This is a genomic window from Streptomyces sp. NPDC060205, from assembly GCF_042728395.1.
Lineage (GTDB): Bacteria > Actinomycetota > Actinomycetes > Streptomycetales > Streptomycetaceae > Streptomyces.
Window position 1 is genome coordinate 1 of sequence record NZ_JBHWZP010000026.1, and the last position, 14088, is coordinate 14088.

Here is a 14088-nt window from a genome sequence, read left to right on the forward strand (position 1 = left end):
GGCCGGGCCCGGGCGGTCCGGGTCCCGGTGGGCCCGGCCCCGGCGGCCCGGGCGCGGGCCCCGGCGGACAGAATCCGGCGCTCCGCTTCCAGCAGCAGCCGCCTCCCGGGCAGTCGGGACCGACCCACGGCGGCTTCGACTACCAGGGCTCCCGGCCCTCGCAGATGAACCGGCCCGCGGAGCCGATCCCGCCGTTCGGCGAGGACCCCTCGGGCTTCCCCGGTGATCCTTCACGACCGGTACCGCCGCCGCCCGGTCCCGGGGGCCCCGGCGGGTACGGCGGGCCCGGGCCCGGCGGGCAGGGCGGGTACGGCGGCCCGAACGGTCCCGGTGGCCCCAACGGCCCCGGCGGGCCCAATGGCCCTGGAAACCAAGGCGGTCCCGGAGCCCCAGGAGGCCCTCAAGGGTTCCAGCAGCCCGGCCAGTCCGGTCCTCCCGGTCAGCCCGGTCAGCCCGGTCAGTCCGGACCGCCCTCCTATCAGCAGGAGACCGCGTATCCGCCGGAGACAGGGCGCCCGCAGGCGCCGGGCGGTCCGTCCTTCGGGGGCGGCGCGGACGACTGGGTGATCTCACCGCCGTCGCCCGGCAGCCCCGGCGGCCCGCCCGCACCCGGCGGCCCCGGTGGTCCCAGCGGCCCGTCCGGACCCGGTGGGGGCTACGGCTATCCGCCGGCCGGCTCGACGCAGGCACCCGCCGGGTACCAGCAGCCGCCGCAGCAGCCACAGCAGTCGTCGTCGTGGAGCATCACGATCGGGCCCGACCGTGAGTACTTCATGGCGATGATGCAGCGCTCGGGACCGGAGGCCGCGGGGCTGAACCTGCCCGCGTACTCGCCGGAACAGCAGCGTCCGCTCAGCGGCAACCAGATCACGATCGGCCGTCGCCGCCACTCCACCGGCGACACCCCGGACATCGATCTGTCGGTGCCGCCGGAGGACCCGGGCGTCTCGCACCAGCACGCGGTGCTCGTGCAGCAGCCGGACAGCAGCTGGGCGGTCGTCGACCAGAACTCCACCAACGGCACGACGGTCAACGGCGCCGAGGACCCGATCCAGCCGTTCGTCCCCGTCCCGCTCCAGGACGGCGACCGGGTGCACGTGGGCGCCTGGACGACGATCACGATCAGGCGGGGCTAAGCAGAAGGTCACAAGCCGCGGGCCGGTGGGGGCCGGCCGCGCAGTTCCCCGCGCCCCTGGCGCGGGCGCGTCACGGCAGCGGCCAGGTGTGCGGCCCCGCGGGGTCGTCCAGCCACGCCCACGCGCGGTCGCCGGCGACCGTGATCCCGTACCGTTCGCGAGCCGGCCAGGCCTCGTCCCGCCAGAGCGCGTGCGCCTCGTCCGAGGTCAGGCCGCCCGCCGTCAGGGTCAGCAGGAAGCGGAGCAGCTCGTCTCCCCTGGCCCGGCGCGGCAGACCGGAGAGGCGCACGTCAAGGGCCCCGCGCCCGGTCCTGGGGCCGCCGCGCAGGGGTACGAAGTAGGCGCCGGTGTGCAGGAAGCGGCCCTCGGCGTGCCCGGCGTCCCGTACCCGCAGGGCGATCAGGCCGGTGGCGAACGGGGCGAGGATCCGGGCGCCGGGACGGCACTGGGCGAGCCAGGGCCGCGGGACCGTGTTCAGCGCGCAGGTGGCGACGACCCGGTCGAAGGGGGCCCGCTCGGGGCAGCCGCGCGCCCCGTCGCCGGTGACGACGGCGGGCCGGTGACCCGCGGCGGCCAGATGCCGCCGGGCGGACTCCGTGATCTCCGGGTCCAGGTCGACCGTGGTGACCAGCTCGTCGCCCAGCCGGTACGAGAGCAGCGCCGCGTTGTAGCCGGTGCCCGCGCCGATCTCCAGGACCGCGTCCCCGTCCCTTACCGCCAGTTCGGCCAGCATCTTCGCCATCAGGGACGGCTGGCTGCTGGACGACAGCAGCTCGCCGTCGCGCAGGCGCGTGGCCAGCGGGGTGTCCGCGTACGCCCCGCGCAGCCACTCCTCACGTCGGCGCGCGCTGGGGTCCTCGCCCCATCTGCGCTCGTAACCGCCCTGCGGGCCGGCGGCGCCCACGTAGTAGTACGGCACGAAGAGGTGGCGCGGGATCGCCCCGAAGGCCGCCCGCCAGACCGGGTCGGCGTCCCAGGCCCCGCTCGCGTCGATCTCGCGCACCAGCGCCGCCCGCGCCGTGGCGGCGAGGTCGTCGAGCCCGTGGTCGACCGCGTACGCGCTCATACCTCCACTGTGCTGCGGGACGGGCCGGGAGGCGAGCGCCGGGGCCGTCCGGTCCGGAACCGGCCCCTTCGATTCCGGTGGTCCTAAGTCCTGAGTCCTCGGTCGGCCCGTCTGAGACCATGGACGGTGTGAAAGAGATTCGGCGCGGCACGCTTCAGGAGCAGACCTTCTACGAGCAGGTCGGCGGCGAGGAGACCTTCCGGCGCCTGGTGCACCGGTTCTACGAGGGTGTCGCCGGGGACCCGCTGCTGCGGCCCATGTACCCCGAGGAGGACCTGGGCCCGGCCGAGGAGCGCTTCACGCTGTTCCTGATCCAGTACTGGGGCGGTCCGACCACGTACAGCGAGAACCGCGGGCATCCCCGGCTGCGGATGCGGCACGCGCCCTTCGCGGTCGACCGGGCGGCGCACGACGCCTGGCTGAAGCACATGCGGGTCGCCGTCGACGAGCTCGGCCTCTCCGAGGAGCACGAGCACACACTGTGGAACTACCTGACGTACGCGGCGGCTTCGATGGTGAACACCGAGGGCTGACCGGCAACGCGCGCCGCAGACCGGACAACCGCACTCGCCAAGAAGTGAACAGAAACGACTGACGCGCGGATTCCGGTCGCTCGTCGCCGGATTCCGGTCACGATCCGGTCAAACCCAGTCCTCAAGCGCTTACCCGCGCCCCCTCACCTCTGACAGCATCGTCGAAGATCCGGGAAGTCCGGCGATACGGCGGGGGGCCGGGTGACGGGGTTCGTCCTACTGCGTGTGCGAGCGCATCGTCTGCTGCTGGCCGCCGCGCTGCTCACGGTCGTGCTGACGACGGCCGTCCTGGCGACCCTGACCGCGTACTCGGGTGCGATCGGCGACGCGGCACTGCGGCACTCGCTCCTCGACACCTCGGCGGCCACGACCGGCAAGGCGGGCGCGGCGGATCCGCAGAGCGCGGCGGCCACGACGCTCATCGTCAAGGCCGATGTCCCCGCCGCCGAGCGCAAGGCCGCCGACCGGGCCGTACGCAAAGGGGCCGAGCGCACCTTCGACGGGCTGCCCGTGACACTGCGGACGCTGTCCAGGTCGGGGCCCTACGCCCTGCCGAGGTCGCTGCAGGAGCCCGCCGCCCGCTCCGAGGACCCGGACCTCACCCACTTCGCGGCGCTGGACCCGTCCCAGGTGCGGACGGTCGAGGGACGCGCGCCCCGCGCCCCCGGCGACCTCTCCGAAAGCCGCGAGATCGAGGTGGCCCTGCCCGAGACCGCCGCCCGCCGGCTGGCGGTCGAACCGGGCACCCGGCTGACCCTCGTCGACCGCTTCGACGGCCCGAAGGTACGGGTCCTGGTGACCGGCCTCTACCGGCCCGTGCGGGTCACCTCGCCCTACTGGCAACTCGACGACCTGCACGGACGCGGGGTCAGCAAGGTCGACTTCACGACGTACGGGCCGCTGCTTGCGGACCCGTCGGTGCTCGCGGCCACCGGAAGCGCGCGGCCGGTCAGCTCCGGGCCGACCGCCTGGCTCGCGTCCGCCGACTTCTCCACGCTGACGACGGGGCGGATCGGCGCCCTGCGGGAGGCGGCGACCGCCGGGCCCCGTGACCTGCGCAAGTCGCCCGCGCTGCACGGCACCACGGCCGTCACGACCTCGCTGCCGGAGGAACTGGAGCGGGTCGAGCGGTCGTTGCTGGTCTCCCGCTCGACGCTGCTGATCGTCGCGCTCCAGCTCGCCCTGCTCGCCGGCTACGCGCTGCTGCTCGTGGCCCGGCTGCTGAGCGTCGAACGGGCCGGTGAAACAAGGCTGTTGCGGGCACGCGGCGCCTCGCGCGGGCGGGTGGCCGCGCTCGCCGCGCTGGAGGCCTCGCTCCTCGCCGTGCCGGCCGCCCTCTGCGCGCCGCTGCTCGCGGGGCCGTTGACGCGGCTGCTGGCAGGACAGGGGGCGCTGTCGCGGATCGGGCTGCGCCTGGACACCTCGGCCGTGGCCGGCGCGGTGTGGGCGACGGCGGCAGCGGTCGCCCTGGGCTGCGCGCTGGCGGTGACCGTACCCGCGCTGACCGCGCGCGAGGAGACCGCGGAGGGCGGCCGGGCCCGCTCGCTTCCCGCGCCGGTACGGGCGGGCGCGGACATCGGCCTGCTGGTCGTCGCGGCCGTCGCCTACTGGCAGTTGAGCCGGCAGACCTCCGGTGCCGTCGGTCCCGCAGGCCCCGGCCGGTCGGAGGCGGCGCCCACGGACACGCTCGGCATCGACCCCCTGCTGGTCGCCGCTCCCGCGCTGGCCCTGCTGGCCGGGACGGTCCTCACCCTGCGCCTCATGCCGCCCGTGGCGCGTCTCGCCGAGCGGCGCGCGGCCGGTGGCCGCGGGCTCCCGACGGCGCTCGCGGGCTGGCAGTTCAGCCGTCGCCCGATGCGCGGCGCGGGGCCGGTCCTGCTGCTCGTCCTCGCCGTCGCCATGGGCATGCTCGCGATCGGCCAGGGCGCGTCGTGGAACCGCTCGCAGGACGACCAGGCGGACTTCCTCGCCGGCACGTCCGTACGGGTCCTGGCGGGCGGCGAGGACGGCCTGTCCCGGGCCGGGCTCTACGCCGACCTCGACGGCGTACGCGGGGCGGCCCCCGCCATGCGTACGACGCTGCCGTTGTCCGGCAACCGGACGGCCGCGGTGCTGGCGCTGGACACGGAGGGCGCCGGGGCGGACTCCGGTGACGGTTCCGGTGACCGCTCCAAGGGCGGCTCCGGCGACGGTTCCGGGAGTGGTTCCGGGAGTGGGGACGCCGCGTTGCTGCTGCGCGGGGACCTCGCGGAGAAGCCCGCCGGGCGGCTGCTGGCGGGGATCGGCCCCGGCCGGGCGGGATCGGCGGGCGTGACCCTGCCGAAGGCCAGCACGCGGCTGGAACTGGAACTGCGCATCCGGGCGAGCGCCCAGCCCACCGCCCGGGACTCGGCGGCGTACCGCTCCAGGATGACGGCGGACGTGACCGTGACGCTGGAGGACCGCTACGGCACCCCGTACCGCATGTCCGCGGGCGACCTCCCCGCCGACGGGAGGGCACACCGCCTCACCGTGCAGCTGGCACGGGCCGAGCAGGCGCCGTCCGACCGGGCCGCCGAACCGCTCTCGCTGACCGGCGCGCAGCTGGACATGTCCCAGCCGACCGGGCGCGCGGAGGAACACCGGCTGTCCGTGGAGCAGTTGACGGCCACGACGTCCGACGGGACGCGGCGGACGCTGTCGGCGCCCCCGTCCTGGCAGGTGACGTCGCAGAACAACCAGACCACGGCGGACCCCAAGGCGGGCAACACCCCGACGGCCCCCGACATCACGTCCGAGCGCCCGCTGGCCGTGACCTACGGAACCGGCTACATCCCCCGGGAGACCCCCTGGGAGACCTCGTCGGTGACGATCCGGCTGCAGGCGGAGCGGCCCGCCGCACCCGAGGTCGAGGCCGTCGCGACCGACGACTTCCTGAAGGCCGCGGGCGCGCGGAAGGGGGAACGGCTCGACGTCCCCTTCGGCGGCTCGGCCGTCCCGGTACGGATCGTGGAGAGTGTCCGCGCGCTGCCCACCACGCAGGGCACGGAGGGCTCCGACGCCACGCAGAGCTCCGGCGGGGCCCTGCTGGTCGACCTGCGCTCCGTGAACCGGGTGCTGGAGGAGCGCTACGGGGAGAGCGTCGCGCCCACCGAGTGGTGGCTGCGCACCGAGCCGGGCGCCGAGGCGCGGGTGGCGGCCCAGTTGCGTGAGCGGCCCGATGTCGAGCCCTCGCAGGTCGTCGTGCGGGACGAGATCGCGGAGCGGCTGCGGGACGATCCGTTCGGGGCGGGTCCTGAGGCGGCGTTCGCCGCGGCCTCCGTGGTCGCCGCCGCGCTGGCCGCGGTCGGCTTCGCGGTGAGCACGGCAGGCTCGCTGCGGGAGCGGAGCGCCGAGTTCGCGCTGCTGCGCGCGCTGGGGGCGCCCCGCCGCCAGCTGGCCCGGCTGGTCGCTGCCGAACAGGGGGTCCTGGTGGCGCTCGCCCTGGTGGTGGGGGTGGCGCTGGGAGCGGTACTGACCCGGGCGGTCGTTCCGCTGATCGTGCTCACCTCCCGGGCCACCCGGCCGGTGCCGGAGGTACTGGTGGAACTGCCCCTCGCCCGCGTCGCGTTCCTGCTGGCGGGCCTGGTGGTCGCGCCGCTGATCGTGACCGCCGTGCTGGTGCTGCGGCGGGGCGACTCGGCCTCGTCGCTCCGGTCGCTGCGTGTGCTGCACGAACAGGGAGGTGAGTGAGATGGGCCGCCGCCGGATCTTCACGCGTCGGGATGCCGAACCCCCCGTCGTCGCCCCCTGGATCCGTACCCGGCTGCGCGCCGCGCCCGGTGCCGCCGTCGCCCTCGCCCTGCTGGTCCTGGCGACCGTCTGCCTGGCCGCGTCCTTCCCGCGTGCCGTCGACCGCTACGAGGACGCGGGTCTGCGCCGGGCGGTGTCCGACGCCACGCCCCTGCGGACCTCCGTGCAGCTGTCGGCCCCGCCGCCCTCCCTCGGCGCCACGCAGCAGGAACGCGAGGAGGTCCTGCGCCCGGCCTCGGTGCGCGAGCGGTACCAGGACATCCTGAAGGTGGTCGAGCGCCCGCTGGTCGCCGACCCCGGCCGGTCCGCGTACGGCGTGCGCACCACGAAATCCCTCGAAGCGCCGGAGAAGTGGCTGCCGCGGCCGACCGGACTGCCCGCGCAGATGACCCTCGTCGCGCAGAACGGCCTCGCCGCTCACTCCCGGCTGCGCGAGGGCCGGCTCCCGCGCGCCGACGGCACGGTGACCGCCTCGACACCCGAACTGGAGGCCGCGGTCACGACGGAGACCGCCGAGAGCCTCCACATCGAGGTCGGCGCGGTGATCCACGTGCCCGCCGTCGAACGCGCCCCGCTCGCCATACGCGTCACCGGCATCGTCGCCCCGCGCGACCGGGAGGGCGCCTACTGGGCGACCCAGCCCGTCCTGCGCACCCCCTCCCTCGTACGTCTGCCCGCCCAGGGCGCCGAACCGAGCATCTACTGGCTCGGCGCGCTCCTCCTGGCCCCGGACGCCGCTCCGGCCCTCCTCGGCACCCCCGGCGCCCCCGCCCGCTACTGGCACCTGGCCCCGTCGCCCGCCGCCCTGACCGCGAGCGAACTGCCCCGGCTGGCGAGCGCGATCGCCGCGCTGGAGTCCGGCCCCGGGCTGCTGAAGGTGCGCGCGCTCACGGACCCGGAGGCCGACGCGAGCACCGATCTCGACGACGTCCTCGCCTCGTACGCCGGACTCCGCTCCGGCATCCGCCCCCTGGTCGCCGTGGCCGCCTTCGGCAGTGCCACGGTCGCCGCCGTCGTCCTGCTCATGGCTGGCGGCCTCACGGCCGACCGCCGCCGCGGCGAACTCGCCCTGCTGCGCGCCCGGGGCGTCTCCCTGCGCGGCCTGACGGTCCGGCTGTCCGCCGAGACGGCGGTGGTCGCGGTACCGGCCGCCGCGCTCGGCCTCGCGGCAGCCCTGCTCGCCGTCCCGTACGGCCGCCTGTCGTACGCCGTCTGGACCGCCGCCGCGGTCGCGCTGCTCGCCTGCGCCATGCTGCCCGCGCGGGCCTGGATCACCCACCGTGCCGTCCGCGCCCAGGGCGCCCGCGAGGACCTCGCGTCCGTACGCCCCTCGCGTCGCCGTACGGTCGCCGAACTCACCCTGCTGGTCCTGGCGTCGGCGGCGGTGTTCGCGCTGCGGAGCAGGGGCACTTCGGGCGGTTCCGCGGGCGCGGCGGGCTCGGGCGACCCGGCGGACCTGGACGCCTCCGGCTCCGGCGACCAGCTCGTCGCGCTGGCACCGGTCCTGATCGGTGTGATCGCCGCGCTCCTGCTGGTCCGGCTCTATCCGCTGCCGCTGCGCTGGCTGGCCCGCCCCGCAGGCCGGCTGCGCGGCGCGGTCGGGCATCTCTCCCTGGCCCGCGCGGGCCGCACCTCCGTCTCCACGGTGCTGCCCCTGCTCGCCCTGCTGACGGCCCTCACCACGGCCGCGTTCGGCGGGTCCGTCCTCGCGGGTGTCGCGGACGCGCGGGACCGGGCGGCCCTGCTGAGCCTCGGGGCCGACGCCCGCGTCGAGGTCATGGGCGCACTTCCCGCCGGCCTGCCGGACCGGCTCCGCACGGCACCCGGCGTACGCGAGGTGACCCCGCTGAGCATCGGCTACCAGGCCAGGCCCGGGACCGGCGTGGAGACGGTGTCCCTGGCGGGCGTGGAGCCCGAGGGATACGCCCGGCTGGCGCGGAGCACGCACCTCGGGGCCTTCGCCGCGGGCGAGCTGACGGCACCGGCGGACGCGCAGCCCTCGGGATCCCCGGGATCCTCGGGATCCTCGGGATCCTCGAAGAAGGGTGCGCCGAGCGAGTCCCCGCTGCCCGCCCTCGCCTCCCCCGCCGTCGCCGAGCGGTTCGGCACGCAGCCCTTCCCGGTGCGCCTGGAGGACGGCAGCGACATCACCGTCCGCATCACCGTGGTGCGCGAACTGACCCCGGCCGTCTCGGGAACCGACTTCCTCGTCGTGGACCGCGCCGGCCTCGGCGCCGTCGCCGCACGGCCGACGGCCCTCCTGCTGACCGGGGACCGGATGGACGCGGGCGCCCTGCGCAAGGCCGCGGGCAGCGCCGCGGACGTACGCCTGCGGGCCGACGAACGCGCGCGGTACGTCGACTCCCCTCTCCAGTCCGGCGCCGAACGCGTCTACGCGGTGGCGGTCGCCGCCGGCTCCGGATACGCCGTACTCGCACTGCTCCTCGCCCTCGTACGCGCCGCCCCCGAACGCTCCGCCCTGCTCGCCCGGCTGCGCACCATGGGTCTCACCCGGAGCCAGGGCCGCCGGCTGCTCGTACTCGAAGCGCTGCCGCAGGCGCTGCTCGCCGCGGTGGGCGGGGCCCTGACGGGCTGGGCTGCGGTCCGCCTCCTGGCGCCCGGCGTCGACCTGACCGCCGTGGCCCTCGCGACCCCCGGCGGCAGCCCGCCCGCCGGCACCGCCGCGCTGCACACCGACCCGGCGTCCCTGCTGCTGCCCGCGCTCGCCGTGCTCCTCGTCGCCACGGGTATCGCCGCGGCGCAGGCGTGGTGGAGCGGGCGACGGGGTTCGGTCAGGGAACTGCGGGCGGGAGACGCCCGATGACCCCTGCCGAAGCCACGCGAAAGCACCCATCGGCCCCTGCCGAAGCCCCGCGAAACCGCCCGACGGCCCCTGCCGACATCACGCGAAGCCAGCCGACGACGACCACGACCGGAGACGCCCGATGACGACCACCGACTCCGTCGGTCCGGCCGGTTCCGCCGGTCCCTCCTTCGCGGACCTCGCCCAGCGTGCCGCCGACCGCCGCGACCGTCCCGCCTACGGCCATGACGCCCTGATCACCTGCGACCGGCTGGTACGGATCTTCTCCACGGACGGCGTGGAGGTGCAGGCGCTCCAGGGCCTCGATCTCCTGGTCCGCGAGGGCGAGTTGATGGCGCTGGTCGGCGCCTCCGGCAGCGGCAAGTCGACCCTGATGAACATCCTGGCGGGTCTGGACACCCCCACCGCGGGCGCCGCCCGGGTCGCGGGGCACGACCTGCTGACCATGGGGGCGAAGGACCGGCTCGGCTACCGGCGCGAGACCGTCGGCTTCGTCTGGCAGCAGACGGCCCGCAATCTCCTGCCCTATCTGACGGCCGCCCAGAACGTCGCCCTGCCGATGCAGCTCGGCGTCTCCCGCAAGGGCCGTCGCGCGCAGGCCCGACGCGCCGTGGAGCTGCTGGAGTTGCTGGAGGTCGCGGAGTGCCGGGACCGCCGCCCGTTCCAGATGTCCGGCGGTCAGCAGCAGCGCGTCGCCATCGCCGTGGCGCTGGCCAACGACCCCTCGGTCCTGCTCGCCGACGAACCCACCGGCGAACTCGACTCGCACACCGCCGAGCAGATCTTCGCCGCCTTCCGCACCGCGAACGAGCGGCTGGGCACGACCATCGTGATCGTCACGCACGACCAGGCGGTCGCCGCCGAGGTCCGCCGGACGGTCGCCATCCGGGACGGCCGTACCTCCACGGAGGTCCTGCGCCGCACCGAGGTGGACGCCACGACCGGCCACGAGACGGTGGTGGCCCGTGAGTACGCGATGCTCGACCGGGCCGGCCGGCTCCAGCTGCCCGCCGAGTACACCGAGGCCCTCGGTATGCGCGACCGCGTCGCCCTCGAACTCGAACCGGACCACATCGGCATCTGGCCGGACGACAGCGAACACCGCTGACCCGCGGACGAAAGGGCCGCGGAAAGGGGCCGCTGGGGGCGGCGAACTCCGGAGGGGGACACTGAGCGAACGCTGACGCTCAGCGCACGCTGACGTCCAGCGCCCCGAGCCCGGCCTTGCGCACGGCGATCGTCCCGTACGGCGTTCGCAGCCTCAGCCACGCTCCCGAGGAGAGCAGTCGCAGCGGAGCCTCATCGGACGCGGTGGAGGCGGCGGCGGAGGAGGGGGCGGTGCGCGTAGGCCTCAGGAACCCCAGCGACTGGGCCGCGTGCGCGGCCCGTACCGGGAGTTCGGTGTCCCCGACCGGCCGGGACCAGATCTCCCGTCCGATCCCGTCGAGTGCGGCCCGCGTACGCCCCTCGGGCGCCAACTCGTCGATCCGCGCACGGAATTCGGCGACCACCGCGGCCACGATCGTGCGCACCGCGTCGAGAGCGGGCAGACCCGGCTCCGGCCGCCAGCCGCCGCGCGGCGGCAGCACGCCGGCCCACGGCGGCCCGGTGACGGCGGCGGGCACGACCGCCGTGGCCGCCGCCTCGTCGAGGGACTCAAGGAGTTCACCGGCCGAGACGGTCACGTCCAGGGTGAGGTCGAGACCGTTCTCGTACGGCTTCGCGAGCCGTGCCGTACGGATCGCGAGCACCTCGAACGACGGCGGCCGGCCGAACACCGCGAGCGTCGTCCCCGACGCCTGCAGCCGTACCGCGGCGGCCCGGTCGTAGTGGATCAGCCGGGCGAGGAAGGCGGCGAGATCCGCCGCCTCCCCCTCGTCGGCGAGGTGCAGGGCCGTCATGCGGCGACGGCCCCCGCGGAACCGGCCGCGTCGTCCGCGTACTCCTGGAGGAACTCGCGCTCCTCCGCGGTGATACGACGCGGCCGCTGCGCCTCGAAGTCGAACGGCACTATCACCGTCTGGGCCCGTACGTACACCTGGTCCGGGTCCTTGACCTCGTAGGAGATGGTGAACGAGGCCGCTCTGATCTGCGTGACCCACAGCTCGATGTCCACCGGGGTGTGCCGGTGCACCAACTGCTGCTTGTAGTCGATCTCATGGCGCGCCACCACGGACCCCTGCTGGAAATCCTTGTCCGGGCGGAACAGGAAGTCGATACGCGCCTCCTCCAGATAGCGGAGGAAGACCACGTTGTTGATGTGGCCGTACGCGTCCATGTCCGCCCAGCGCAGCGGGCAGCGGTAGATGTGCCGCAAGGAGAATCAGCCCCGGGTCAGCTTCTTGTAGGTGGCGCGGTGCGGGCGCGCGGCGTCCGCTCCGAGCCGCTCGACCTTGTTCTTCTCGTACGACTCGAAGTTGCCCTCGAACCAGTACCACTTCGACTCGCCCTCGTACGCGAGGATGTGCGTCGCGACCCGGTCCAGGAACCACCGGTCGTGGGAGATGACCACGGCGGCACCGGGGAACTCAAGCAGCGCGTTCTCCAGCGACGACAGGGTCTCCACGTCGAGGTCGTTGGTGGGCTCGTCGAGGAGCAGCAGGTTGCCGCCCTCCTTGAGGGTCAGCGCCAGGTTCAGACGGTTGCGCTCACCACCGGAGAGGACACCGGCCGGCTTCTGCTGGTCGGGGCCCTTGAAGCCGAACGCGGAGACGTACGCCCGCGACGGCATCTCGACCTGGCCGACGTTGATGTAGTCCAGCTCGTCGGAGACGACGGCCCACAGCGTCTTCTTGGGGTCGATGTTGGCGCGGCTCTGGTCGACGTAGCTGATCTTGACGGTGTCGCCGACCTTGATGGCGCCGGAGTCCGGGGTCTCCAGACCCTGGATCATCTTGAACAGCGTGGTCTTGCCGGCACCGTTGGGACCGATGACCCCGACGATCCCGTTCCGCGGCAGCGTGAAGCTCAGGTCATCGATCAGGACCTTGTCGCCGAAGGCCTTGGAGAGGTTCTCGACCTCGACGACGATGGAACCGAGCCGCGGGCCCGGCGGGATCTGGATCTCCTCGAAGTCCAGCTTCCGCATCTTGTCGGCCTCGGCCGCCATCTCCTCGTAACGGGCGAGACGGGCCTTGGACTTGGTCTGCCGTCCCTTGGCGTTGGACCGGACCCACTCCAGCTCTTCCTTGAGCCGCTTGGCGCGCTTCTCGTCCTTGCGCCCCTCGACCTTGAGGCGGGCGGCCTTCTTGTCGAGGTACGTGGAGTAGTTGCCCTCGTAGGGCAGGGCGCGGCCACGGTCGAGTTCGAGGATCCACTCGGCGACGTTGTTCAGGAAGTACCGGTCGTGCGTGACGGCGACGACGGCGCCCGCGTACTTCGACAGGTGCTGCTCCAGCCAGTTCACCGACTCGGCGTCCAGGTGGTTGGTGGGCTCGTCGAGGAGCAGCAGGTCGGGCGCCTCGATGAGGAGCTTGCAGAGCGCGACGCGGCGCTTCTCACCACCGGAGAGGTTGACGACGGGCCAGTCGCCGGGCGGGCAGCCCAGCGCGTCCATGGCCTGCTCCAGCTGCGCGTCGAGGTCCCAGGCGTTGGAGTGGTCCAGGTCGTCCTGGAGCTTGCCCATCTCCTCCATGAGCGCGTCCGAGTAGTCGGTCGCCATCAGCTCGGCGACCTCGTTGAAACGGCTGAGCTTGCCCATCAGCTCGGCGGCGCCGTCCTGGACGTTCTCCAGCACCGTCTTGGTCTCGTCCAGCTGCGGCTCCTGCATGAGGATGCCGACGCTGTAACCGGGCGACAGGAACGCGTCACCGTTGGACGGCTGCTCAAGGCCCGCCATGATCTTGAGCACGGTCGACTTGCCGGCACCGTTCGGCCCGACGACGCCGATCTTCGCCCCCGGCAGGAAGTTCAGGGTGACGTCATCAAGAATCACCTTGTCGCCGTGCGCTTTGCGCGTCTTGCGCATGGTGTAAATGAACTCAGCCAAGAGAAACCGTCCGGACGCTTGAAATCGGCAGTGGGCAGATACACCCCATCTTGCCGCACGGCTACCCCCCGGGGGAAACGCGTTCGGTTGCGGGCACCTGACCTGGACTTTCCCTGTCGGCTCCGGCGGCTCGCCCGGCGCCGCGGGCCGTCATCGAGCGGCCTCGGGCGGCCCGGCGTCGACCGTGGTGAAGGGCGCCGTAACCTCCACGGATGAACGCCTCCTCCTGCTCCTGTCTCCTGTGCGCCCCTCCAGCGGACGGCCCGGCCCTGGAGGGACGCGACAGCCGCACGGCCGCGAACATCACCGAGCACGGCTGGCACGTGATGGGCATCGCCGCCGCGGACGAGACTCCGGCGGACTGGGCCTATTCGATCGGCCTGTGGCACACCCTGCGCAGCCCCGAGGTCTGCGTCTTCGGCCTGCGGATGGAGACGATGATGTCCGTCCTCAACATCGCGGGACGGGCGATCCGCGACGGCCGTCCTGTAGAACCCGGCCAGCTGCGCGACGACATCCTGAACGGCTACTCGGTGGCCGTCCGGCCGGTGCACACGAGCTGGTACCGGCTCTTCTTCGGTGCCGGGCTCGACTTCTACCAAGCACCCCCGCTCCCGGTCATGCAGCTGTTCTGGCCGGACAGGGACGGCCGCTTCCCCTGGGACGACCGGGCGCAGGAACGCTGCCGCGCGAGCCAGCCCCAGCTGTGGATCCCGAGGAAGGAAACCAGCGGAGCCTGGGCCGAACTCGACTGAGTCCCGCTCCCGGCG

Annotated in this window: 10 protein-coding genes; 6 read left to right on the forward strand and 4 right to left on the reverse strand. The window is 73.9% G+C overall.

Going from position 1 to position 14088, the window contains the following annotated elements; genetic code table 11:
- The coding region (locus tag ACFWGJ_RS07025; RefSeq protein WP_387321543.1) for an FHA domain-containing protein at positions 1-1136 on the forward strand (1136 nt) is incomplete at its 5' end.
- A gap of 70 nt (positions 1137-1206) precedes the next feature.
- Here ACFWGJ_RS07025 and ACFWGJ_RS07030 read toward each other — a convergent pair.
- Complete coding sequence (locus ACFWGJ_RS07030; RefSeq protein ID WP_387321544.1) at positions 1207-2202, reverse strand: methyltransferase domain-containing protein; 996 nt, start codon at positions 2200-2202, stop codon at positions 1207-1209.
- Positions 2203-2321: 119 nt separating this feature from the next.
- On the opposite strand from ACFWGJ_RS07030, the gene ACFWGJ_RS07035 reads away from it, so the two are divergent.
- The 4 genes from ACFWGJ_RS07035 (at position 2322) to ACFWGJ_RS07050 (ending at position 10438) form a co-directional block, all read left to right on the forward strand.
- Entirely contained in the window at positions 2322-2735 is a 414-nt protein-coding gene (locus ACFWGJ_RS07035; RefSeq protein WP_107016178.1) for a globin, read from the forward strand.
- Positions 2736-2960: 225 nt separating this feature from the next.
- On the forward strand, positions 2961-6446 hold the full coding sequence (locus tag ACFWGJ_RS07040) for an FtsX-like permease family protein (protein WP_387321545.1): 3486 nt from the start codon (positions 2961-2963) through the stop codon (positions 6444-6446).
- 1 nt (position 6447) lies between these two features.
- Positions 6448-9330 (forward strand): FtsX-like permease family protein, encoded by a 2883-nt coding sequence (locus ACFWGJ_RS07045; RefSeq protein ID WP_387321574.1) that lies wholly within the window; start codon positions 6448-6450, stop codon positions 9328-9330.
- Between the two features lie 121 nt (positions 9331-9451).
- On the forward strand, positions 9452-10438 hold the full coding sequence (locus ACFWGJ_RS07050) for an ABC transporter ATP-binding protein (protein ID WP_387321546.1): 987 nt from the start codon (positions 9452-9454) through the stop codon (positions 10436-10438).
- A 79-nt stretch (positions 10439-10517) separates the two neighbouring features.
- Here the strand turns inward: ACFWGJ_RS07050 and ACFWGJ_RS07055 are convergent, their stop codons facing one another.
- The 3 genes from ACFWGJ_RS07055 to ettA are packed head-to-tail and all read right to left on the reverse strand — an operon-like array spanning position 10518 to position 13318.
- The gene (locus tag ACFWGJ_RS07055; protein ID WP_387321547.1) at positions 10518-11231 is read right to left on the reverse strand and encodes a hypothetical protein; all 714 of its coding nucleotides are present in this window, start codon (positions 11229-11231) and stop codon (positions 10518-10520) included.
- Positions 11228-11647 (reverse strand): thioesterase family protein, encoded by a 420-nt coding sequence (locus ACFWGJ_RS07060; protein ID WP_107016174.1) that lies wholly within the window; start codon positions 11645-11647, stop codon positions 11228-11230. The genes ACFWGJ_RS07055 and ACFWGJ_RS07060 overlap by 4 nt, the downstream gene beginning before the upstream one ends.
- A 6-nt stretch (positions 11648-11653) precedes the next feature.
- Positions 11654-13318, reverse strand: a complete 1665-nt coding sequence (gene ettA / locus ACFWGJ_RS07065) for an energy-dependent translational throttle protein EttA (RefSeq protein ID WP_366782113.1) — start codon at positions 13316-13318, stop codon at positions 11654-11656.
- 212 nt (positions 13319-13530) lie between these two features.
- On the opposite strand from ettA, the gene ACFWGJ_RS07070 reads away from it, so the two are divergent.
- Positions 13531-14073 (forward strand): DUF4262 domain-containing protein, encoded by a 543-nt coding sequence (locus tag ACFWGJ_RS07070; protein ID WP_387321548.1) that lies wholly within the window; start codon positions 13531-13533, stop codon positions 14071-14073.
- Positions 14074-14088: the final 15 nt, after the last annotated feature.

Coding starts and splice junctions, on each gene's coding strand:
- ACFWGJ_RS07050 (WP_387321546.1), top strand. CDS start 9,452: ATGACGACCACCGACTCCGTCGGTCCGGCCGGTTCCGCCGGTCCCTCC.
- ACFWGJ_RS07030 (WP_387321544.1), bottom strand. CDS start 2,202: ATGAGCGCGTACGCGGTCGACCACGGGCTCGACGACCTCGCCGCCACG.
- ACFWGJ_RS07045 (WP_387321574.1), top strand. CDS start 6,448: ATGGGCCGCCGCCGGATCTTCACGCGTCGGGATGCCGAACCCCCCGTC.
- ACFWGJ_RS07035 (WP_107016178.1), top strand. CDS start 2,322: ATGGACGGTGTGAAAGAGATTCGGCGCGGCACGCTTCAGGAGCAGACC.
- ACFWGJ_RS07070 (WP_387321548.1), top strand. CDS start 13,531: ATGAACGCCTCCTCCTGCTCCTGTCTCCTGTGCGCCCCTCCAGCGGAC.
- ACFWGJ_RS07055 (WP_387321547.1), bottom strand. CDS start 11,231: ATGACGGCCCTGCACCTCGCCGACGAGGGGGAGGCGGCGGATCTCGCC.